This window comes from Lewinella cohaerens DSM 23179 (genome assembly GCF_000379805.1).
GTDB classification, from domain to species: domain Bacteria; phylum Bacteroidota; class Bacteroidia; order Chitinophagales; family Saprospiraceae; genus Lewinella; species Lewinella cohaerens.
In genome coordinates this window covers 1-22,834 of record NZ_KB903540.1, presented here as the reverse complement: position 1 = coordinate 22,834, position 22,834 = coordinate 1, and the positions used below count along the sequence as shown (strand labels likewise).

The following is a 22,834-nucleotide window of genomic DNA, read 5'->3' as shown; positions in this document are numbered from 1 at the left end:
ATAAATAACAACTTATCGCGCTAAGCCTACGTTTTATTTTTAGATAAGCGTATTTTGATCAATGTCTGCCAGGTTCAAAGATTAATGATTATGAAAAAGATTCTTTTACTACTCCCCTTTCTTGCGTGCTATTTCTCCACAATAGGACAAGTGCTCACTGTTTCAGAAGAAATTCCGCTGAGTTCAGATGTGGCCTATGAAGTCATCGGAGAAATGGGTAACCATATCCTGCTTTTTCGTGACCGAAAGACAGAATTTGAAATCCAGGCCTTTAATCCTCAAATGCGAAAAAGCTGGTCTAAGGAATTGATACTGGATCGGCGCCTACCTTCTGTCCTAGGTGTTGTTCCTACCCAGGAGGACTTTACGCTGCTTTATTCCTATCGACACAAAGGGAATACCTTAATCAAAGCACACCGCTATGACCCTGCAGCCAACCTAGTAGACTCTTCCCTGCTTATCAATCTGGGCTACCTTTTCTTCACTCCTCGTTTTGAACTTGTCCGTTCTGAAGATCGATCCAAACTTCTGATGTTTTACGTTGAAAATCAGGATATCTTACACGCCTATTCTTTTGACCTGCCTACTCAGTCAATAATATGGGAACACAAGTTTCCGCTGAACGATTTCTTGTTCAGTAGAGATTTTGTACAAGCTACTGTCGATAATCGTGGCGAGGCCAGTTTCATTTTTCAGAAAGATAATTTCCGATCCAGGCGTAAAGAACATTTTTACCAAATACATTCCTACAACGGATCCGGAGAGCCTACGCTCACCAATATCCCCATGGGCGAGTACCTCTCCTATGATGTGTTTTTTGAAGCAGACAACCTCAACAATCAAATCATTGCTGCTGGCTTATATTCCGATGATAATACCGAACGCGCAATGGGCTTTTTTTACTTGCGGTTTACGCCTAGAACAACTGCTCAGCCCATGGTCAAGTTTACTCCATTTACAGAAGAGTTCTTGCAAAACTTACTAGGACGAGATTATCGCGAAGGGAAGGGCGTAAATGAAACTTCTGTGCAAGAAATTGTTCTGAGGCGAGACGGAGGAGCATTGCTAATTGCCGAACGAAACAAGCAACTGCAACGCCGAACCAGTACTACTAGCCGAGTCTATTATGACCCGACAGAACGCAATCTCGTCGATTTCTATTACGAAGAAGTCTTTGTCCTTTCGATTCACCCTGATGGTCAGCGCCACTGGGAAACCATTCTACATAAAAAGCAGTATAGCCAGGATGACAACGGGATGTTTTCCAGCTACTTTCTGTTTGAAACACCAGGTAGGTTACGCTTTCTGTTTAACGATGAAATCAGGTATGAAAACACCGTTAGCGAGTACGTTATTAATGGTCTGGGAGAGTACGATCGCAACAGCTTGTTCAGTACGACCAACTTAGACCTTCGGCTGCGTTTCCGAGCAGCTACCCAAATAAGCCCCACAGAATTAGTCATTCCAAGTGAAAGAAGAAATCGCCTCAAACTGGTACGATTGACCTACTAAACTGATAGGAATAGCCTGATTTAGAGGATAAAAAGCTTTAAAGAGGGGATGAATTACAAGCTTCTTATTTTAGGATTAGGATGTCAAAAAAAAAGATCGGTACAATAGTACCGATCCCAAAATAAACACCTAAAACCCTATTAACATCTTTCAAGCCAAATTGGCTTTTATTTCTTTCCCGGAAGATAAAATCCGGCGATTAATCTGTTAGAGATTTGAACACGTTCGCAAATGTACGGTATAAAAGTATATGTACCAACATTTTTTCATAAAAAAGCTTTTTCCTTGGCTATCCAAGCTTTATAGCTCGTTATTAATTCAATGTAAAGAAAACGTTGGTTTAAAAAGAATAGATGCAGCGGAATCGTCAATAAAATGTCATAAGTATTACCTTTTGCAAAAGAAAAATGCTGACAACCTGCCTCTGAATCTACTTTTTTGATTTGATTCAATTCTCCCGATTATTAAGAAAGCTGCTTTAATGACAAACAAATTGCCCTCTAACTGGTTCGGTTTAAAATAGTTTCCTGATGAAAAAGATATTAAAGTTTTTAGGCTTAGGGCTTGCAGTATTGATCGTAGCAGCGGTTATTGCTGGTTTTATTGCCAATGAGCCCATGCCAACCCAGCGAGAAGGTGGTACCGCCGCAGATGAACTTGCACGAAAAATGGAACGCGCTGTCAATAAAACAGCCTGGGACCAAACCCGCTTTGTGAGTTGGAAATTCCTCTCTGGCACCCGTTACCTCTGGGATAAAGACAAGAAGGCTGTTTTAGTAGAATGGGGAGATAACAAAGTTTTGCTTAACACAACTGACCGTACTGGCTTGGTCTACGTTAATGGGCAACTGGTAAACGATACCGAAGCCACGCAAAAATTGATTGATAAAGCTTGGTCACAATTCGCAAATGATAGTTTTTGGCTGTGCGCACCGATGAAGGCTTTCGATCCTGGCACTAGTCGGGAGATCGCAACCAATAAAGCAGGTGAAGAGGGCCTTTTGGTACACTACAGTTCTGGTGGCGTTACGCCCGGCGATAGCTATCTGTGGTTACTCGATGACTCCGGAAAACCTAAAGCTTGGCAGATGTGGGTAAATATAATCCCTGTTGGTGGATTGCAATTTAGCTGGGAAGACTGGAGCGGTGGTACCAATGGCCCACAGATTGCTCAACAGCACGACGGAAAACTATTAGATGTGCCAATTATTGACCTTACCTACCCTAGCTATACCGATGAGAACAGCCCCTTGAAGGCGCTTTGGGAATAGTGGCCCTTGTCAGGTTTGCCGCTAATACTCCTTCAGTAGTGAGTCAATTTCGCTCTTGATAAATTGCCCCAGTTGGTGCACGTAGTCTTTTGAAAAATCAAAAGAAATGCCCGCCGTACTATAGATATCTCTGATATTGCGGGTATATCCTAGCCGTAGAGCTGTACGGTATTTTTCTACCGTTTGTGCCGGGTGAGTACGGTACTGTTGCCAAATGGCAATTGCCCCCAATTGGGCAATACCGTATTCAATGTAATAAAAGGGTACTTCAAACAGATGGAGTTGCTTATGCCATAAGTGAGCAGCATATTCCTCTAAACCATCATGATCGATATGGGCTGAATTAAACTCCTTAAAGCACTTCAACCAAACTTCTTGCCGTTCTTCTCTACTATGGTTAGGATGGGTATAGACCCAGTGCTGGAACTTATCAATGGTGGCAATCCAGGGCAATACCTTTAACACCGTTTCTAACTGCTGCAAACGGGCACGTTGTAAATCCTCCTTTTTAGGGAAGAAAACATCCCAGTGATCCATCGTGAGCAACTCCATACTCATGGCAGCTAACTCAGCGACCTCTGAAGGTACACGGCGGGTAAAACTAAGGGGTAAGTCACGGGTCAGGTAAGAGTGTACCGCGTGGCCACATTCGTGGAGCAGAGTACGCATATCTCCCAATGAGCGGCTTGCATTCATAAAAATAAACGGCACCCCCGTAAGGAGTAACGGCATATTATAGCCTCCTGGCCTTTTACCTGGACGAGAATCCAAATCCAGGTGCCCAAGTTCTCGCATCGTTGTCAAAACCTCCCCAAACTGAGGATGAACCCTTTGTAGACAGCTCGTAGATTTACGTACCAAATCATCCATATTTTGGAAAGGACGTAAAGGTTTTTTTCCACTGGAATCTACGTGCAAATCCCAGGGACGTAGCTTTTCCACCCCCAGTGCTTTCTTGCGATGAAGGTAAAGTTGTTCGACCAATGGAAGGATTTCATCGCGGATAGCATCATGAAAATCAGCACAATCATCTGGTGTATAATCAAACCGTCCCAATTTCCGGAAACGATAATCTCGGAAATTATCAAAACCAGCATTCAGCGCAATCTGATGACGCTTTTGAAGTAACTTATCATAAAGCCCTTCCAGGTCTTCTGTATCCTCCTGAATACGACGGTTGATCTTATGATAAATTTCTTCGCGGTATTCACGTCTGGGTTCCTCTAAAAGCGCACCAGCTTTTTGAAGAGTGAGCTGTACATCATTGATACCTACCGTCATCTCGGAAAAGATCTTTCCGTGAACCTTACTATCCAGTTGGACTTCCGTTTCGAGTTGGATATTTTTTTTCCGAAAAAGGTCGACCAAATTTTTTACTGCTCGCAGATAAATTCCATAACGGGTGGGATCAAGCTGATTAATCAAGGGTGTATTGACCAGCTTTGAATTGAGCTTATGAGAATAGTCTGAAATACGTGGAGAAAGCTCCTGTATAGCATAATGGTAGCTGTCTTGAGCAGCGGCATCAGTGCTATCACTGGATATGTTGATATAACGCCATGCAAATGACTCGCTAACGAAAGCGTCAAGTTCACTGCGATCCAGGAGCCACTGCTCAAGGTCTTTCAATGTAAATAACTTCCTTTGCAGCAACTCTTCGTAAAATGGCTGCAACCGCTCCCAAACGGTCAACTTGAACCTTATCGGAAGATAGGTTCTCGCTTTGGATCGCGGTAGTGCAGTTGCTCTCATATAGATGACTTGTTGTCCGTCGTATTATGAATTATTCACAATACATAACTACTGACAACAACGGCACTCCGCGAGAGAAGGTTACTCCTCTTCGTCCGTTTCTGTCAATAGTCCGTTTTCTTTTAAACTATTAAACCACTTAATAACTTTTTTAACGTCACCAGGGTACACACGGTCAGGATCGTAGTTGGGTAGAATATCAGTAAAGTAGTCAAATAACTCATCCGACTTTACTGTTGGGTCTACCGGTGGGCGGTCCTCGAATTGGTCACGCATATTGCGAAAAACATTCGCAAGCTCAACGGAGTCTCCGTCATCGGTAAAGATGGCTATCGATCCCAGAGGCGTAAACTGGTGTTTGCGGGCACTTACAAAGCGCCGCTTCCCCGAATCCAGATCTTCAACGATCAATCCGTTACTGCGGTTAGCTGCCATGCGGAACAAGCCCGGCAAGCCACTTACTGCGATCAGATTATCAAGGTTCATACTATTGTAATTTGGTATTAAAGCACAAAAGTACAAACTAATCGTTCATGTAGATGTCTGGAGTAAAAAAGTAGGTATGTAGAAGAGTAACAAAACCTCCCTAAGGGGTTTTGCTGGCAAGTATATTTCAAAGCTCTGTCCAAAAGTACACCTTTTTCCTAAAAGGTGAAAAAAATGATATATGAAAATCCTCCTAAGACCGTTTTCTAAAAAAATACCACCTAATAATCGCGTAAAATCACCATTTGCTCACGGAGTCGCTCTTGCGGCAAGAAGGCTTTTTCCAGATTTGCAGCGAAAGGAACAGGTGTATCCAGGCTAGCAACCCGCACAACAGGTGCATCCAAGTGCTCAAATAAATGCTGACTAATATAAGCAGAAAGTTCTGCTCCTATTCCTCCCAACAGGGTTGCTTCATGCAAAACAAGGGCCTTGTTTGTCTTTTTCACGGTAGCTGCAATCGCATCGTAATCCAGCGGCAACAAACTCCGCAAATCCAGAATATCTACATCCATACCTAGCTCTTCCGCCGCTTCGCGGGCCCAGTGTACACCCAGCCCATAAGTAATTATAGAGAGCGTCTCTCCTGCTTGCACCAAATTTGCCTTACCAATCTCTGTCGTATAGTAACCTTCTGGCACCGGAGCTGTAATTTTCCGGTAGAGGCCCTTGTGTTCAAAAAACAAAACTGGATTAGGATCATCTAAAGCCGCCAGCAGCAAACCTTTGGCATCTTCCGGGGTAGATGGATAAACCATCTTGAGCCCAGGTACGTGGAAGAACCACGCTTCATTGGCTTGGCTATGAAATGGCCCGGCTCCTACCCCACCGCCAGTAGGCATTCGTACCACTACGTCGGCGGTTTGCCCCCAACGGTAATGGATTTTTGCGAGGTTGTTCACAATTTGGTTGAATCCTACACTGACAAAATCAGCAAACTGCATTTCCACCATGGCTTTCCAGCCTTTGATGCTCAAGCCCAGCCCAATACCCAGAATGGCGCTTTCGCACAGTGGTGTGTTACGCACTCGTTCCTTGCCAAATTCGGCGACAAAACCATCCGTAATTTTAAACACCCCTCCATAGTCGGCGATATCCTGCCCCATCAGTATCAACTGATCGTGGCGCTGCATTCCTGTCCGAAGACCATCACTGATAGCATCTACAAAACGGATTTCCCGTCGCTCTTCCCCCGCAGGTGCAGGCGTGGGCGTCCAGGGAGCATAAACATCTTGCAATTCTTGTTCTATATCAGCTGTGATCGGCGCTTCTGCAAAAGCAAGCTCCAGGCCTTCTTCTATCTCTGTTTTAATTTGCGCCCGCAGGCTTTCTATCTTCTTAGTGGTTAGCACTTTTTCGTCCAACAAAAATTGCTCAAAATTATCCAACGGATCGCGCTGTCCCCATTCATCAAAATACTCCTGAGGAACGTATTTTGTACCAGAAGCTTCTTCATGCCCACGCATCCGGAAGGTGCGGCATTCTACCAGCACTGGCTCGGGGTTTTTCCTCAATTCTTTAGCCAGCTTATTGAAGGTATCATAAACCTCGAGGATATTGTTACCATCAATAACCACCGAACGCATACCGTAACCAAGTGCTCGATCAGCGAGATTTTCACAACGATATTGCTCACTGGTAGGTGTAGACAAGCCGTAGCCATTGTTTTCGATAACAAAAATGACCGGCAATTGCCAAACCGCTGCAGTATTGAGTGCTTCATGGAAATCGCCTTCACTCGTGCCACCTTCACCTGTAAAGGCAAGTGACACTCGGCCTTCCTGTCCCAATTTATTGGCAAGTGCCACACCGGAAGCCAGTGCCAGTTGTGGCCCCAAGTGGCTGATCATCCCTACGATATTTTGCTCTGGCGCTCCGAAATGGAAAGAACGGTCACGGCCTTTGGTATAGCCACTCATTTTACCTTGCCACTGTGCAAACATACGCTCTAGTGGTAACCGCCGGCTGGTAAAAACGCCCAAATTGCGGTGCATGGTGAAGATATATTCATCTTCCAGAAGCGCATTCGTAGCTCCAACGCTGATAGCCTCCTGACCTATGCCGGAAAACCACTTACTAATCCTTCCCTGCCGTAGCAAGATGAGCATTTTCTCTTCGATCATACGGGGACGAAGCAGGTCTTCGTGCAGCTTTAAAAGTAGCTTTTTAGAAAATCCTTTCTTCTGAAAAACCATAGCAGGAGTGGTGGTGGCCATTATTTGGTGGCTTTTAATTATCTATCCGGTAAAACGAATCTGCAAAGGTAACAGACCCTTCTTACAGCACTAAGGATTCTTTCAAATTTCTCTCGCTATTCATCTTTTTTTCGTATAATTAGAGCCGAAATTATCGTAGAATTCGCATAATATCCAACTGTACCAATGAAGCCACCTACCAATTCACGCCGCGAGGCACTCAAAGCATTGGGTTTAGTTTCCCTGGGTACTACCTTAGGGGGTGTTGCATTTGGAAAACCTGTTGACCAAACCCTTCATATTGCCCCTGCGGAACCGACCGCCCCGAACCTAACAAAGACGATAAAAGCCATTGTAGTAGGTGCAGGTAATCGAGGAAACGTTTATGGAGGCTACGCCTTAAAGTACCCGGATCAGTTGGATATCGTAGGAGTGGCGGAACCCATTCCTCTCCGGCAGCAACGCTTTGTCGATAAGCACAAAATAAGAGAAGATCGCCGATTTGTAACTTGGGAACACGTCTTTGACCAACCCAAATTTGCAGACGCTATCATCATTACCACACCAGACGACCTGCATCACGGGCCGGCTATGGCTGCACTGGCATTGGGATACGACTTGTTGTTGGAAAAACCCATTGCTCAATCCTGGCAAGAGTGTAAAGAGATCAGAGACCTGGCCGAAGAAAAAGGGCGCATCGTAGCGGTATGCCATGTTTTACGTTATTCACCTTATTATCAAAAAATAAAAGCCGTCATTGACAGTGGCGTATTGGGAGAATTGGTGAGCATGCAGCACTTTGAGCCGATCCAGCATGTTCACATGAGTCATTCTTATGTTCGAGGCAACTGGCGAAGAGAGGCCGATACCAACCCGATCATACTGGCCAAATCCTGCCATGACCTTGATATTATGCGCTGGTGGATCGATCGCCCTTGCGAATATGTTTCTTCATTTGGGTCACTAAAATGGTTCCGCAAAGAAAACGCTCCTGAAGGAAGTACCAAGCGCTGCACCGATGGTTGCGCCATAGAGGCGACCTGCCCTTATTCTGCTAAAAAGATTTATTACGATAACCGCACTTGGCTCCATCACTTTGATTTACCACAAGAGGAGCCCGCACGAGGAGAGGCGATCTTAAAAAATATAACAGAAGGCCCCTATGGGCGGTGTGTATACCACTGTGACAATGACGTTGCCGATCACCAGATCGTTTCGCTCCAGTTTGCAGATCAGATTACGGCTAATTTCAACATGGAGGCCTTCACGCATTACCAAGGTCGACGAACCCGCGTGATGGGTAGTATGGGAGACATGGTAGGTGACGAAACCGATTTATTGATTACCGATTTCCAAACAGGAAAACAAGAGAAGTGGAATGTTCATGATAACGCATCCCTTGATTCCGGGCATGGCGGCGGCGATTGGGGCCTTGTTCGCGACTGGTTGCAAGCTGTAGACCAACAAGACGGCACATTATTGACTTCCACCTTGACAGCCTCTATGGAGAGTCATCAAATGGGATTCTTAGCCGAAAAAAGCAGGCGCAACCGTACAGTGGAAAGTATTGGATAAGAACTTCTAACAAGACCCAACAAACTAAAAAAAATAACTGTTAAGACAACGATGAGCAAACGAAAGATACGCATGGGGATGGTCGGTGGAGGCCGAGGTGCATTTATTGGCGGTGTACACCGGATGGCTGCCGCACTGGATGGCCAGGTAGAGCTGGTCTGCGGTGCCTTTAGCAGTAACCCTGAGCGCTCGCGCCTTTCTGGCGAAGATTTCTATTTACCTACGGAACGGGTCTATGGCTCTTATGCCGAGATGATCGAAAAAGAAAAGCAATTGCCCTTGGGCGAGCGGATGGATTTTGTATCCATTGTCACGCCTAATCATGTCCATTACGGCCCTGCAAAAATGGCGCTGCAAAATGGTTTCCATGTCGTTTGCGACAAACCCCTGTGTTTCAACATGGAAGAAGCGGAGGAACTGGTAGCACTCGTAGAAGAAACAGGTTTGATTTTTGCTCTTACCCACAACTATACCGGCTACCCTATGGTCAAGCAGGCACGTGCAATGATCGAGGCCGGTGAGCTTGGAGACATCCGAAAAGTAGTTGTTGAATACCCTCAGGGCTGGCTAAGTACCAAGCTTGAGGACACCGAACAGAAACAAGCAGATTGGCGTACCGACCCCAGTCGTTCAGGTATTGCTGGTGCGATGGGGGATATTGGCACCCACGCTGAAAACCTTGCCGAATACATTACCGGCCTGGAAATCACGGAGCTTTGTGCCGACCTCACAGCTTTTGTGCCGGGCCGCCAACTCGATGATGATGGCAACGTTTTGTTGCGTTTCAACAATGGCGCCAAGGGTATTCTTCACGCTAGCCAAATCAGTGCCGGTGAAGAAAACGACCTCAACATTCGTGTTTATGGCACAAAGGGAGGATTCCATTGGCGGCAGATGGAGCCTAACACCTTATTGGTAAAATGGCTAGACAAACCCGTTGAAGTTCGCCGCACCGGCGTTGGAGATTTATACCCTACAGCTACAGCCCATACCCGTATACCTGCCGGCCACCCGGAGGGCTATCTTGAAGCTTTTGCAAACATCTACCGCAATTTTGCTCACTGTGTACAGGCAAGACTTGCCGGTGAAACACCAGATCCCCTATTGATGGATTTTCCTGGTGTAAAAGATGGCTTGAGGGGTATGAAGTTCATTGAAAAAGTAGTAGCTTCAAGCAACAGTAAAGAGAAATGGACTAAATTTTAGTCTGTGATTTTATAAGAAGTAATGGATTAAGGGTAGCTAGATGAAATCGTTTGGTTAGAAAAGCGTAGGCTGGACTTCAGTCCGGCCACAATCGCAATATTTTCCTGCTCGGACTGAAGTCCAAGCCACGTCTTAAGCATTCAACCCCAAACGATTTCATCTAGCGCCGATTAAGGACGACCAGAAAAAGACCAGAAAAATGATTCTCTGACAATTTTCATGTTTAGCGTCAATCGAAAACAAAAATCACGTTCCTTACCCCGTAGGGGATGCCTATGGCATCAGTCACTTACGATTTTTGCTTTAGCTTGACCACAAAAATTGTCAGCGAAGGAAAAAATTAACCGTACACGCTCAGTATACTAGTATCGAAAAACGCTTTCCTACCTAGTACTGTCCCCGTGTGCTTTCATTTACTTAATCCAATTTTTCATGCGATTATTTTACAAAATTTGCCTATCTGTAATGGTGCTCTTGGGGGGCTTATCTCTGTATTCCCAGGGTGATGTTACCTTTTCTGTCAACCTCAGTGGCGTTGACGTTAGTCCGGATGGTGTCTCGGTAGTTTTCGCTGCCAGTGACGCTTCCACAATTGCCGATGTCTCAGTTGGTGCCCTAAGCGATGGGGATGGGGATGGTATCTATACCGAAGCCTATTTCATATCGGATGATGCCATCAATTATTTCTTTGTCAACGGAGCAATAAGCGATCCGATGAACTTCGAGATGGTTCCTGAGGAATGCGGGGCGCTTATCGAACTTATTGGGCTTACTGCCAACGCCCGATCACTGGTAGTTGACGCAGCCACTATTGTTCTGGATCCTGTTTGTTTTTCGGGTTGTGGCGCTTGTGCCGTCACTGATTGTGACAACCCTGCCGTTGTTTTCACCGATGACGCCAGCAGCTATGACTTAGGGCCATTGGCGCCTACAGGCCCTTGGTCTGCGTGGCCTGGTGGTGCCGCCACTTTTGAAATCGACACCATCGACGGAGACAATGTCTTTGCTATCGTTGGTAGCCCTACTACCCAGGATGCCTATTTTGATACAGGAGACTTGACCAGTGGTCATTACTTCTTCTCTTGGAATATGTACATCCCCGCAGGAAATTCCGCTTATTTCAACGTCCAACACCAGGATCCTACAACGACCGCAGGTTTCTGGGCATTTGATGTGTTTTTTGATGGTGATGGTGTAGGTGTATTAGATTTGAACGACAATTCTGGCACCGATGACACCACTTATGGCTTTGACTACCCTGAAGACGAGTTCTTCTACGTTGCGCTAATCATTGATATAGACAACGATCAGGCTCGCCTTGTTGTAGGAGAGTACACGATTGCCTCATGGGTATTTAGCGAGGGTGTTACCAATGGTAATGCAGAATTCGATCTAGCTCAATTCTCTGGTATCAATTTCTATCCCATTGATGACACCCATGTTTGGTTCCTCGACAATATGTCTTGGTTAGAGATTCCTGCAGCGGGTCCAGACCAGTATTGCTATACTGCTTCTGTGATTGAGCCCGGTACGCACACCGTGAATGAGCTTAGCTGCTTTGGTGGTGGTATTCACCATGACGCTGGAGATGGATTCTCTGCCCAATGGTTCCAATACACGCCTGCCGCTGATGGCTGGATCAGCATCAGCAGCTGTGAAGGTGGCGCTGATACTCGGGGTTGGATTCTACGAGGCGATTGTAACAGCCTGGAAATCATTGGTGTCAATGATGACCAGTGCGCAATAGAAGAAGGGTCTGACAATCTTTGGGCATCCTACCGAGAAGCAGTGGTACAGGGTGGCCAAACTTATTATATCATGTGGGAAGATGTTTGGGATGACGCTGGTTTCGACTTTGAACTATCCTTCTTCGATACCGAACTGGTAGAGGGGGATTTCTGTGAATCGGCAGCTGTTATTCAGCCTGGTGAGTTTGAAATTTTGGAATTCACAGGAAACGCTGCCTACACTGGGCCAATCATTGACAACAGAAGTCAGGGACGGTCTCCTACCCCTTATGCACAGACGGAATGGTACCAGTTTACCCCTACCGTAGATGGCACCATTTCTATCAGTTCTTGTGAGTTGAGTGCAAGTGATACTCGCGTTTGGGTTTACACTGGTGAGTGTGGCACGCTGAGCAGTCTGACACTTGTAGCAGTTAGTGACGATGACTGTCCTGAAGGTGCAGCCTCTTTCATTGGCGACTTCCCTGTAACCGCAGGCACCACCTACTATATTGAGTGGGACAACGGTTGGTCGAGCGACGGCTTCGGCTGGGAGTTGATCTTCAACGCACCAGTAGTAACTTCGGACGTTACTTTCCAGGTGGATATGAATCGGGAGGACATCAGCCCTGATGGTGTTTTCATCGCAGGCGGTTTCAGTGATTTCATGAATGTAGCAATGGACGATGCGGACGCTGACGGTATCTATACCGTTACCTTGCCATTGGAAGACAATACCATGTATACCTACAAGTTCAAGAACGGCCCCGACGGTTGGGAAACTATTGACACCAGCGTTGGTGACGATTGTACGACAGGAGACTTCGCTGATCGCTTTATCAACACCGGCGATATGGATGTAACCCTGGATGTGGTATGTTTTGGCTACTGTACTACTTGTGATCTGATAGATAATGTTGACGAACTGACGTTTGCGCAAAGCGTAGACTTGTTCCCTAACCCTACCGATGGGCAGCTACAGGTACGTATCAATCTACCAGAAGCGGTGGATGGTTTACGTTTACGCGTAAGCAGTATCCTTGGCAACACCCTGATTGATCGCCAATTGGGCAACTTGAGTCAATACAACGAACAAATTGACCTGAGTGCATTCCCTGCTGGTACTTACGTGGTAACACTTACCAACGGAAGTTTACAGGTAAACCGCAAGGTCGTAGTTAAATAGTACTTTGTACTCAGTATTCAAGCTTTGAACTCGAATCCCGGTGAATGTCCATTCATCGGGATTCGTTTTTTTTATCTACCCGAAGTATATTATCTTAATGCCCGGATCAACAAAAGCTATCTGTACATGAAGACGATCAAAGGCCCTGCCCTATTTTTAGCCCAATTTATGGGTGATGAAGCTCCTTTCAACAGCCTCGATGCTATTTGCCAGTGGGCAGCCGACCTTGGTTACAAAGGGGTACAGATTCCTACCTGGGAAAGCCGACTAATTGACCTGGAGAAAGCAGCAAGCAGCAAAACTTATGCTGATGAGTTGAAAGGTAAAATCGCAAGCTACGGGCTGGAAATCACAGAGTTNGCAAGCCACTTACAAGGGCAGCTCGTAGCGGTGCATCCTGGTTACAATAGCATGTTTGACAATTTTGCGCCGAAGGAAGTACATGGCAGCCCCAAGGCTCGCACAGAATGGGCCGTACAGCAAATGAAATGGGCAGCCAAAGCCAGTCAAAACCTTGGTCTGAATACACATGTAAGCTTTAGTGGAGCGCTTTTATGGCCTTTCGTTTATCCCTGGCCACAGCGACCAGCCGGACTGGTAGAAGAAGGATTTTCGGAATTGGGCAAGCGTTGGAAACCTATCCTCGATGCTTATGATGACGCGGGTGTCGACCTCGGTTATGAGTTGCATCCTGGCGAAGATTTACACGATGGCGTTTCCTTCGAAATGTTTCTGGACGCCGTGGACCAACACCCTCGTGCAGGGATCAATTATGACCCTAGCCACTTCGTTTTGCAGCACCTCGACTACCTGTCTTTCATTGATATTTACCACGAACGCATCTTTGCTTTCCACGTCAAGGATGCCGAATTCAACCCTACCGGCAAGCAGGGCGTCTACGGCGGCTATCAAGGCTGGAAAGAGCGTGCCGGTCGCTTTCGCTCCCTAGGAGACGGGCAGGTGGATTTCAAAGGCATTTTCACGCGCCTGTCTCAATACGGCTACGACAGCTGGGCAGTCCTGGAATGGGAATGCTGCATCAAAAGCCCCGAACAAGGTGCCCGCGAAGGTGCCCCCTTCATCCAGCAACACATCATAGAGGTAACCGAAAAAGCATTCGATGATTTTGCAGGTGCGGAAACCGATAAAGCAGCTAATCGGAGGATATTGGGGTTGGGGTAAAAAGGGTACTTGGTATTGGGTAGTAGGTACTTGGTATCAAAACTATGCTTTCTGCAAGTTAGTTTTGAGCAACATAGAATAACCGTAATGCATATTGTATTTGGAATAACAAGGTTATTGGCCGGCTTATTATTAGGGTATTATGTACTTTACCCTGATAAAACGAGCAGAAATAAAACACTAATTAATTACCCAACGGCCACAAAGGCTCTATCCATCATATTGATTCTATCAGGGTTTTATAGCATTTCTTTAAGCAAAGGAACCTACGATTTAAATCATTCTACTTGGTCAAATAGTAATAAAGAGGCTATGATCAACAATTGTCTACGAGACTCCGGAGACATGAAGGACAAATACCCTAAGGCAATGAAAAAATATTGCCATTGCTCGACTGAAGGGATCGTAAACAATGTTCAGCTAGATGAATATTTGCGCATTTCAAAAATGGACATGGAAGATCAAAATGAACTATTATTAAAGTACTACGAACCTTGCTTGAACACATTGAGGAATGAAACAAAAAATGAATGAGCTAAGACCGTACCAAGAGTAAACTCATCCCCCTTGACATAAAGGAGAACATCTCGAAGAACCCACATCGAGAGCTAGTCCAGTAATCCCAACAACCGACCTCAGAAAGCGGCGCTGGTCACTAAACAAACATCCGCACTGCATACAACAACACCAGCAGCACCCATACGGAGAATCCTTCTTCTACAGCATCCAGCCAGAAGCGCTTAGAGAATAATATTTCATCCGTAGATTTGAAAAGGCGGCGGATCAGCTTGATCACAATCCCCAGCCCAATGCACATCACCTGAAAGATAAAGGACTCCACCACCAGGTTCCACAAATCCTTGTCGATCATACCTGGCATGAGGTACCTGAATACGGCTACACCGCCAATCAGCATAATCAGGGAATAGATGAAAGCCTGACGATCTTTCTTTCTTAAATCCGGCGGTGGATTGTTTAAATCGTTATCAAGGACATTTTTCATTATCGGTCATTTATTGGCCCAGTACAAAGCATTTTGGCAGCTAAAAACGCACAAGAAGCTTGATACGTGGTATGGCCTCCATTTTGGGTCAACCAAGCCTCTGCCCTCTCTACTAAGTACCTAATACACGGAGGTAGCACTCGATTATTCGGGCAAAAACCGGCCCCAGGAACGCCAGTACTTGTCTTTATAAATATCGTAATCCATATCTATTTTATCAGCGTATTCCTGGCGTATCTGATCTACGATTTTTGAGGATTTTTTGAATTCCTTACAAGCAAAATAAATACCTCGGGTGTCTGCGCCCGTCTGGCGGCCCAGGTTCAAGTAGCCGTCTTGGTCTTTCAACTCGGCCATTAGGCGATCTTCTATTTCTTGCAACAAGGCGCTCGTCTGCTCATCTGGCAGCCCGCCATTGGCGTACCCATCATAAGGCAATTCCACCATCAGCATCCAAGGGTGCGAGGCGCGGCCATCCCACTCCATCAAGTCCATATCTGCCGATATAACCAAGGGGCTTCCATCCTCAAGTTCTGCCTCTAGCAAAGCAAATTCGTCGTCGGCCGTATTCTTCTTTACGGCGTCGTACTTCTCTATAAACTCCTTTTCTCGCCAGGCCAAAAACGCTACTATTTCCGTGATTGGCACCAGTTCTTTTTCGGCCTCCTCCGTACTTTTCACCACCACCTGGTCGATCTGGGTAGCAAAATTCCACTCGCCCAGCAGGTGATCCAAAAAGAGGTAAGTGCCATGTGTGATCACCTCCCTGATCTCCTCCGTTAGGTCCTCGTGTACCAACACAATATTCACCTCATCGGGGTATGCTGCATCTTCGGCTTCATAAAAGGAGATATTCTCTTTCGTAAATGTATGTTCGCCGAGGCTGATCCCCTTGGTCTCCAAATCCATGGTCTGGCGTAGTGCCACAAACTTCCACCTCTCCAATTCGGGAGCAGCAGCGATAATTTCGTCTATAAACACCATGTTTTTCAAATCGCCATTTGCCGAAAAAATCAGTTCTACAACCTCCTCATCCGGCATGCCTGTCAGCAAATGAAACCCTTCTCTCAAATCTCGCAGGCGCGGCAGTGCTTTACCTAGAAATTCACCAGCTACATTACCTCCCCCTTTCACCAGCTGATAAAACGTGGGCTCATGTTGCATAAACCAGTTCCAGAAATCTTCGTAAGAACGCATCTTTTGCTCTCCTCCGGAAAACAGCTTTTTCCAAAAACTCATCTATTGCTTTTTTTAGTGTTTTGGGCCTCCCTGCGGGCGCTACGTTGCGCAGCTCCTTATTCAGTCGGCCACCGCTCAGGCGGTGTCTTGCCCTTGCCTTTGGCCGGGCCACTGCTCCACATCGCTAGGCCAGGGTTTCACCAAAGCTCAAGATAAGTAATAAGCATATATCTATCCTTCTGCATTTCTATTTATCGCGACAACTGAGTCAAGCGCCTTGGGGGCAGCGCACCGTACTATATTTCCCAACCTTTAATAAAACCATTGAAGGTAGACCATTCTGCCGAATAGAGTACGGTGCGCTGCTCCTCACATAAAAACCTAAAAGATGGCTGTAGAGATAGGCGGTACGCTGTACCTTTCATGCCAAGAGGTCGCGAAGAATAAGTTCATCATTTCAGACGAGTCATTTTTTACCAGGCAATCGGGCTGAAGCCCAAATTACGCCAAAGTGTGAATACGCCCGAGCTAAAACCGGTAAAACGGACTTTAGCCCGTTCTGAAGGTGCGTAGCGAATAGCGAAGCACTGCGCAGGGACGAGCAGCAGCAGTGATAGCAGCGGTATGCAATGCGCAGCACTGCATGAGAGCGGATAGCGTGGTGGCGAGCCAGCAGGCGATGCCAGCTGCCCAAAGCATTGGTAAACTTGTTATAAAGACCAGTCTTTTGGTGTGAGTAACTAAAACAGTAGTTGCCTCGTCGAAAAGAATCGATAAAGCTTTTTTAGAACGTCATCTCTGCTACGATTTCCCCATCAAACTTCCAAAGGTTATTCCTGCCACCGAACCAAATATTACCTTGAGTATCTGGGGCAAAAACAAGCACGCCAGCAAAACGCTGGCAACAAGGTTAAAAAGCACTTTAGACTCCAGGAAGAATAGGGCAATGTGTTCATTTTGTTCTTAGTTGTTTTTACAAGATTAGTGTGAATGCATTTATACGAATAGCTACTGCCAAGGCCCCTCCTTGGTCACATTCACAAAATAGCTCCCCTCCAGGCGGAAGAGGCCGCCAGAGAAACCAAACCACAGTTGGCCTGCTTTATCTTCCAGGATACTTTGGATACAGTTATTGGTAAAACCAACAGCGCCGTAACGCTCCTTAAAGTTGGTGAACGTCTTACCGTCGTAGCGGAATGCGCCGTAGTGCATGGAGGCTATCCAGATGTTGCCGCTGCGGTCTTCATAAATAGGACCAATTATTTTGCCGTGCAGACCGTCGGTATTCATAAAGGTGGTAAACGTTTTGCCGTCGTAGTGGGTTAAGCCAGCATCCGTAGAATCTACAAAGGAATTAGGGTTCCCTTCTTCTGGTATTCTCGTATGTCTGGAGCCGAACCAAAAATGGCCTTGGCTATCCTCTAGTATACTGAGGATATTGTTGTTGCTGAGGCCATCTTTCCGAGTGTAATGGGTAAACGTTTTGCCGTCATATTTGGTGACGCCAAGGCCGTCTCTACCAAACCAAACATTGCCATTACGGTCTTCTATCATACACCACACCAGCTCAGTTGAAAACACGTAACTCACGTTATCAATCTCAGGTTCGGGAAGGAGAAAATCATAAAAAACAGTGCCATCATAACGGCTAACGCCGCCCATGGTACCCACCCAAACAGCTCCTTGGCTATCTGCCATGATGCTCCAGGTACTATTATGGCTTAGCCCTTGTTCTACTGTAAAGCTGGTAAAAGACTCCCCATCGTATTTAGACACTCCTGATGTAGTGGAAAACCATAGGTTGCCCTCTTTATCTTCGGTGATGTCGTTGATTTGATTTCCCGCCAAGCCGTCCTCGGTCGTAAAATAAGTGAGCGAAGTTCCGTCATAACGGGCGACACCATAGGCCAGTGTGCCAAACCACAAGTTACCATCTTTATCTTCGAATACCTCGCGTAGGTACTCTCCAACTTGGGTAGCAGGATCAGGAGAGGCGTGTTGTGAGAAAACACCTTCAAAAAGCTTATCAGTTGCCTCGTTTTGCCCCCCTAGGGCGTCTACCTTGTTTGTAGTAGCAGGAGAGCTTTCTTTTTTTGATCCTGACGTTTCTTGCCCATTGCAAGAGGTAATAAAAAACAAAAGACAGGGGACTAGGTACTGGAAAATTAATTTCATATCGGGATGTTTTTTTTGACCAATTGTCTATCAATAGCGCAATGATAAGCATCCCTAGCGGCTATTTTAAACGCTTAACAGGCTCGTAACAAGTGACAAATCTAGTGTGGGACGAACAGCGAAATGCACCTTTCTATCGAAAGAGCAGACAGCGTGGTAAAAAGCCGGCAGGCGATTCCAGCTGCTCAAAACATAGATGAATTTATTATAAAGACCAGTAGACCCGTCTTTTGGTGCAAGCAACTAAAGGCTTAGTCACTCAAGAAACCCTACACCTTAGGGTTTCCAATCTGGTGCTTTTCTGATGCGACCGATTTTAGCGCTTTCTTGACAGGCTAAATTGCCAGGTAGAGTTGCCCTCTGCTAAGTTGCGCGGTCTTCAGCCCGCCCCCCTAGAACGGAGAGAACTCGTTGCGGGCTAAAGCCACGCGTAACCTGAATTACCAGCCAGGTTGGACAGCCTACCCTACGCCTCCCCCATCTCTAGGTCAAGCAGCCATTGCTTCCTGGCCAGACCACCAGCATACCCCGTGAGGCTGCCGTCGCTACCGATCACACGGTGGCAAGGAATGACGATGGCGACCCGATTGTGGCCATTGGCGGAGGCTACAGCTCGCACGGCCTTGGGGTTACCTATACGGATGGCTTGCTCTTTGTAACTCCTGGTAGCGCCGTACGGAATGGTCTGCAGTTCGTGCCAAACTTGCTGCCGAAAGGGGGTGGTAGGCGTATCTAGCGCCACAGAAAACTGCTGTAATGTGCCCGCAAAATAGGCGCTCAACTCGGTGCGAAGTTGCTGTAGATGAGCGTTGCTTCCCGGCAGTATAACCGCATCAAGGCGCTTGCGCAAGTCCTTGAATTCTGTTTCTAACATCCGGCGGTCGGTAAACTCTAGCAAACAAATCCCCTTGTCAGTAGCGCAGGCGTACATAGGCCCCAGTGGTGTAACGATGCGGTCGATATGAATGACCTGCTTGCCTTTTTGGTCAGAGGGCTTACCTTGAAATATTTGCTTGAAACGTTCATTGAATCCACTGAGGGATTCGTAACCGTTGCCGAAAGCTGCATCGGTGACGGAATGCCCATTGGTGATGTGGTGATAAGCACTATTGAGGCGCATCATGCGTTGATAGGCCTGGAAAGTCATGCCGTGTTCTTTGTTAAACCAACGTCGTATTTGGCTAGGTTCAATACCTCTGGCGCGCAGGTCGGCATCGCGGATTTTCAGCTCTGGGTCTTCGCGCAATTCGGTAAGCAAGCCCTGAATATAATCTGGTGTAGCACCGGGTTCTTCCAGTGGTTTGCAACGCTTGCAGGGGCGGTAACCGTGGAGGATGGCGGTTTTGGCCAAGGGAAAGAATTCTACGTTCTCAGGTTTTGGTTTACGCGCCGTGCAGGTGGGGCGGCAAAAGATGCCGGTGGTCTTCACTGCGGTGTAAAACACGCCTTCGTAAGTTGCNTCTTTGCGTACAATCGCCTGGTACTGCTCCTCAAAAGTCAAGCTGTTACTCATTTGTTTCTTGCGTTTACACAAAGGTAAAGTAAGGCTTTCCTTCTTGCTACCGAAAACTGGACAGGGAATTTTTGGAGGGGTTATCTAATCGTTTCCCGCTATTTCTTTTTCTTTTGTTTCTTGGCAATTTCTCCCATGACTTTCTTCATTTTTTGAACGGTGCGGACGCTTAGAAACCATTTAATATAAGAATATGCTCCTATTAAGAACCCACAAAGTAGAACAACACCAAAAAACTCCTAAAAGTTAACCATTAGCTGCCAGTAATGATTTCAGGTACTAAACCACTCTCTTCCGCACCATATCCAAGCCCGCCAGCACAAATACTACAGCTGCTAAACCTACACTTCGATAAACGAACTTTAGTTCACTCAGCCATTCGTAGGCAGGGTCCTGGTAGTTGCCGAGGCCCAACATTGGGAAACCGTAAGGGTGGTATTCTACATACTTCCAGCCTTGCGACAAGATGAGAAAGGAGATCCAGCCTCCGATACCTATCCCCAACGGCAAAAGCAGGTTTTTCCACCGTTGGCTCATCCAAAATTGTAGGGAAGCATAGCCGAGTGTTGCCAAAAATATTTTAATGGCCAGCTGAAAAAAGAGGCCCATCCCAAAAGCTTGATCAAAACCCAAATCTGGCACCATCACCTTGAGGGAAAGCCCTACCAATATAGTGAATACACTAAACAGCAGGAGGCTAAACAACAGCATGAGCATAAAAACAAGCACCTTGGAGGTATACACCACCAATCGGGAAAGCGGCTGTGTATAAATCAGCTTCCAGGTATTGGAATTCTGTTCGATACTACTGACGAAAAGGGCTACGATCATCACAAAAAAGGTGAATAGAAAGTTGCCGGGATCAATACTCATTTGCACAAGTCGCTCCCAGGGGTTATCGTCTGGGCCCACCAGCTCATGGCCTTTTTTCACAAAGATCATCAGGTTGATAAACGGAACAAAGGCGGGCGCCAGTACCAAAAACCAGAGGATGAAGGTTCTTCGGAATTTGTACAGTTCTGCACCAATTCCTCTTTTCAGAGCGGTTACACTGTTCATTGGTCGAGCTTTTTGGTGAGATTTAGAAAGACAGCTTCCAAATTTTCTTGAGAAGAGGACAGTTGGTAAACCTGCACGCCACTGGCGACAAGTAGCTGGTTGATTTCTGCGATCTCCTGCTTCGATTTGATCGTCAGTAGCAGTCCATTGTGGTAGGTTTCCGTAATGGCGAAACCTTGCTTTTGCAGGACTTTGGTGGCGGTATCGACGTGATCTAATTCAATGGTGAGCTGTAGGGAGCTGCCTTCGTTTTTGAGTCCATCTAATTTTCCTTCGTAGAGAATTTTGCCTTGGTCGATGATGGCTACATCGGTGGCCAGTTTTTCTATTTCCGAAAGGATATGGCTAGACAGAAAGATGGTCTTGCCGTGATCTTTATTCAAGCGGAGGATCAGCTCTCGCATTTCGATGATGCCGCTGGGGTCGAGGCCATTGGTGGGTTCATCGAGAATCAGTAATTCCGGGTCAGTCAACAGCGCGGCGGCGAGGCCAAGTCGCTGGCACATCCCTAAGGAGTAATTTTTGGCCTTTTTATCGGCATTATCCACGAGGCGAACGATCTTCAGCACTTCCTCCACCCGCTCTTTTTTGCCGCCCACCATTTTACGGACGACCTCCAGGTTTTGTCGCCCCGACAGGTGCTTGTAGATAGAAGGGTTTTCAATCAATGCCCCAATCTTGCCGAGGATTTCTTCCCGGTGATCGAGCAACTCTTTCCCAAATATGCTAACCTGGCCCCGCTGTGGGTGAAACAAGTCTAGCAGTACTCGAATAGTGGTAGTCTTCCCCGCGCCATTGGGACCAAGAAAGCCATAGATGCTCCCGCGTGGCACATTCAAGCTGACCTGATCAAGGGCTTTGAAATCTTTGAAGTAGAAATCCAGCCCTTGGGTTTGGATAATTGGTTCCGACATCTTTCGCGATTTATTAGAAAACTAAAGGTCAGCAGTTCCCACTTTGCAGAAGAATTGGCCACAGAGGCACGGAGACACGGAGTTTTTTTAGAAGGATTCCTTCAATTCCTACTATCATGCTCTTCGGCTAGGGAAAGTCAAAGTGATAATGACTGACTAAAGGTCATAAATCTGGCGGTGATGGAATTTTAAACTATACGAAGGAAGGAGTTTTGTCGATGAAGGAGGGTATGCGCTGGCGAAGCCTCGGTGCTTACGCAGCGTTGAGTTGGTTCTAAATGCGCCCATCTCCAAACAATCAAATCCACTCTGAAATACGCCTCCTCTCAAAACCAAATCCCTGTCCTCCACCGGGGGAGGTGTCCGAAGGACGGAGGGGGCAGCCCTATCCGCAAGGGCTACCCCTCCCTCGACCCTGCGGATCGGTCCCTCCAGCGGGACACATTTTGATGGCGCCAGTAGCAACAATATCAATGACTACAAAGATGGCATCCTATTAATTTGGCCTTGAGGAGTAGCTCTTTTAGAAATTTGGTAGAACCAATCAACTCTAGGAATTCACCGTGGGGGCTTGCTACCTGCGGTAGCTCACGGGACTGCGAGACAAAGGGAAGCTTATAAAACAACTAGGGATCAGTAGTGTCCGGTTAAAAAACAAGGAACCTTCATAAGGTTTCTGTTTATCAATAAGTTACAACGGTTTTCTTCGGAAACGATTTGAATCGCCTGCGAAGAAGGCCAAATTAGCGCCCAAAAGAGGGTAGCTAATGAATCGAGGTAAATATGTCTTTGCGCAGTTGATGAGTTTGATCAATCACAAAGAGTTTACCAAGTATGTTGACAAGTACGGCGGTAATTATCGAGTTCGCAATTTCACCTGCTGGCATCAGTTTTTGTGT

At 46.5% G+C, this 22,834-nt stretch carries 16 protein-coding genes; 7 read left to right on the top strand and 9 right to left on the bottom strand.

What is annotated here, in order from left to right:
* Positions 1–90: 90 nt before the first annotated feature.
* Both A3EU_RS0109835 and A3EU_RS0109825 read left to right on the top strand, forming a co-directional pair.
* Positions 91–1,512 (top strand): hypothetical protein, encoded by a 1,422-nt coding sequence (locus A3EU_RS0109835; protein ID WP_020535986.1) that lies wholly within the window; start codon positions 91–93, stop codon positions 1,510–1,512.
* 530 nt (positions 1,513–2,042) lie between these two features.
* Positions 2,043–2,783, top strand: coding sequence for a hypothetical protein (locus A3EU_RS0109825; protein WP_020535984.1), 741 nt, complete (start codon positions 2,043–2,045; stop codon positions 2,781–2,783).
* A 21-nt stretch (positions 2,784–2,804) separates the two neighbouring features.
* Here the strand turns inward: A3EU_RS0109825 and A3EU_RS0109820 are convergent, their stop codons facing one another.
* The 3 genes from A3EU_RS0109820 to A3EU_RS0109810 all read right to left on the bottom strand — a co-directional run bounded on the left by A3EU_RS0109820 (position 2,805) and on the right by A3EU_RS0109810 (position 7,237).
* Positions 2,805–4,535 (bottom strand): M3 family oligoendopeptidase, encoded by a 1,731-nt coding sequence (locus A3EU_RS0109820; RefSeq protein ID WP_020535983.1) that lies wholly within the window; start codon positions 4,533–4,535, stop codon positions 2,805–2,807.
* Positions 4,536–4,616: 81 nt separating this feature from the next.
* Complete coding sequence (locus A3EU_RS0109815; RefSeq protein ID WP_020535982.1) at positions 4,617–5,021, bottom strand: DUF5606 family protein; 405 nt, start codon at positions 5,019–5,021, stop codon at positions 4,617–4,619.
* A gap of 221 nt (positions 5,022–5,242) precedes the next feature.
* Positions 5,243–7,237 (bottom strand): alpha-ketoacid dehydrogenase subunit alpha/beta, encoded by a 1,995-nt coding sequence (locus tag A3EU_RS0109810; RefSeq protein WP_020535981.1) that lies wholly within the window; start codon positions 7,235–7,237, stop codon positions 5,243–5,245.
* Between the two features lie 165 nt (positions 7,238–7,402).
* Between A3EU_RS0109810 and A3EU_RS0109805 the strand changes: the two genes are divergently transcribed.
* From A3EU_RS0109805 to A3EU_RS0109790, 4 genes are all read left to right on the top strand, one after another.
* Positions 7,403–8,791, top strand: a complete 1,389-nt coding sequence (locus tag A3EU_RS0109805; protein WP_020535980.1) for a Gfo/Idh/MocA family protein — start codon at positions 7,403–7,405, stop codon at positions 8,789–8,791.
* Between the two features lie 51 nt (positions 8,792–8,842).
* Entirely contained in the window at positions 8,843–9,997 is a 1,155-nt protein-coding gene (locus A3EU_RS0109800) for a Gfo/Idh/MocA family protein (RefSeq protein ID WP_020535979.1), read from the top strand.
* Positions 9,998–10,429: 432 nt separating this feature from the next.
* Positions 10,430–12,910 (top strand): T9SS type A sorting domain-containing protein, encoded by a 2,481-nt coding sequence (locus A3EU_RS0109795; protein WP_083937347.1) that lies wholly within the window; start codon positions 10,430–10,432, stop codon positions 12,908–12,910.
* A gap of 126 nt (positions 12,911–13,036) precedes the next feature.
* Positions 13,037–14,092 (top strand): sugar phosphate isomerase/epimerase family protein, encoded by a 1,056-nt coding sequence (locus A3EU_RS0109790; protein ID WP_020535977.1) that lies wholly within the window; start codon positions 13,037–13,039, stop codon positions 14,090–14,092.
* A 655-nt stretch (positions 14,093–14,747) separates the two neighbouring features.
* On the opposite strand, the gene A3EU_RS0109780 is transcribed toward A3EU_RS0109790, so the two are convergent.
* From A3EU_RS0109780 to A3EU_RS0109750, 6 genes are all read right to left on the bottom strand, one after another.
* Entirely contained in the window at positions 14,748–15,095 is a 348-nt protein-coding gene (locus A3EU_RS0109780; RefSeq protein WP_020535975.1) for a hypothetical protein, read from the bottom strand.
* A gap of 144 nt (positions 15,096–15,239) precedes the next feature.
* On the bottom strand, positions 15,240–16,334 hold the full coding sequence (locus A3EU_RS0109775; RefSeq protein WP_020535974.1) for a DUF695 domain-containing protein: 1,095 nt from the start codon (positions 16,332–16,334) through the stop codon (positions 15,240–15,242).
* 948 nt (positions 16,335–17,282) lie between these two features.
* The gene (locus A3EU_RS0109765) at positions 17,283–18,449 is read right to left on the bottom strand and encodes a ligand-binding sensor domain-containing protein (protein ID WP_020535972.1); all 1,167 of its coding nucleotides are present in this window, start codon (positions 18,447–18,449) and stop codon (positions 17,283–17,285) included.
* Between the two features lie 466 nt (positions 18,450–18,915).
* Positions 18,916–19,962, bottom strand: a complete 1,047-nt coding sequence (locus A3EU_RS0109760; protein ID WP_020535971.1) for a bifunctional transcriptional activator/DNA repair enzyme AdaA — start codon at positions 19,960–19,962, stop codon at positions 18,916–18,918.
* Between the two features lie 279 nt (positions 19,963–20,241).
* Complete coding sequence (locus A3EU_RS0109755; protein WP_020535970.1) at positions 20,242–21,021, bottom strand: ABC transporter permease; 780 nt, start codon at positions 21,019–21,021, stop codon at positions 20,242–20,244.
* Complete coding sequence (locus A3EU_RS0109750; protein WP_020535969.1) at positions 21,018–21,935, bottom strand: ABC transporter ATP-binding protein; 918 nt, start codon at positions 21,933–21,935, stop codon at positions 21,018–21,020. Before A3EU_RS0109750 ends, A3EU_RS0109755 begins: the two co-directional genes overlap by 4 nt.
* A 767-nt stretch (positions 21,936–22,702) precedes the next feature.
* On the opposite strand from A3EU_RS0109750, the gene A3EU_RS35480 reads away from it, so the two are divergent.
* Positions 22,703–22,834 (top strand): DUF4372 domain-containing protein (locus tag A3EU_RS35480; RefSeq protein ID WP_020535968.1); only part of this gene is annotated, 132 nt, incomplete at its 3' end.

Excerpts from the sequence above, each read along its gene's own strand:
- A3EU_RS0109780 (WP_020535975.1), bottom strand. The coding sequence starts at position 15,095 with ATGAAAAATGTCCTTGATAACGATTTAAACAATCCACCGCCGGATTTA.
- A3EU_RS0109755 (WP_020535970.1), bottom strand. The coding sequence starts at position 21,021 with ATGAACAGTGTAACCGCTCTGAAAAGAGGAATTGGTGCAGAACTGTAC.
- A3EU_RS0109815 (WP_020535982.1), bottom strand. The coding sequence starts at position 5,021 with ATGAACCTTGATAATCTGATCGCAGTAAGTGGCTTGCCGGGCTTGTTC.
- A3EU_RS0109825 (WP_020535984.1), top strand. The coding sequence starts at position 2,043 with ATGAAAAAGATATTAAAGTTTTTAGGCTTAGGGCTTGCAGTATTGATC.
- A3EU_RS0109775 (WP_020535974.1), bottom strand. The coding sequence starts at position 16,334 with ATGAGTTTTTGGAAAAAGCTGTTTTCCGGAGGAGAGCAAAAGATGCGT.
- A3EU_RS0109800 (WP_020535979.1), top strand. The coding sequence starts at position 8,843 with ATGAGCAAACGAAAGATACGCATGGGGATGGTCGGTGGAGGCCGAGGT.
- A3EU_RS0109765 (WP_020535972.1), bottom strand. The coding sequence starts at position 18,449 with ATGAAATTAATTTTCCAGTACCTAGTCCCCTGTCTTTTGTTTTTTATT.
- A3EU_RS0109835 (WP_020535986.1), top strand. The coding sequence starts at position 91 with ATGAAAAAGATTCTTTTACTACTCCCCTTTCTTGCGTGCTATTTCTCC.
- A3EU_RS0109750 (WP_020535969.1), bottom strand. The coding sequence starts at position 21,935 with ATGTCGGAACCAATTATCCAAACCCAAGGGCTGGATTTCTACTTCAAA.
- A3EU_RS0109810 (WP_020535981.1), bottom strand. The coding sequence starts at position 7,237 with ATGGCCACCACCACTCCTGCTATGGTTTTTCAGAAGAAAGGATTTTCT.
- A3EU_RS0109805 (WP_020535980.1), top strand. The coding sequence starts at position 7,403 with ATGAAGCCACCTACCAATTCACGCCGCGAGGCACTCAAAGCATTGGGT.
- A3EU_RS0109820 (WP_020535983.1), bottom strand. The coding sequence starts at position 4,535 with ATGAGAGCAACTGCACTACCGCGATCCAAAGCGAGAACCTATCTTCCG.
- A3EU_RS0109795 (WP_083937347.1), top strand. The coding sequence starts at position 10,430 with ATGCGATTATTTTACAAAATTTGCCTATCTGTAATGGTGCTCTTGGGG.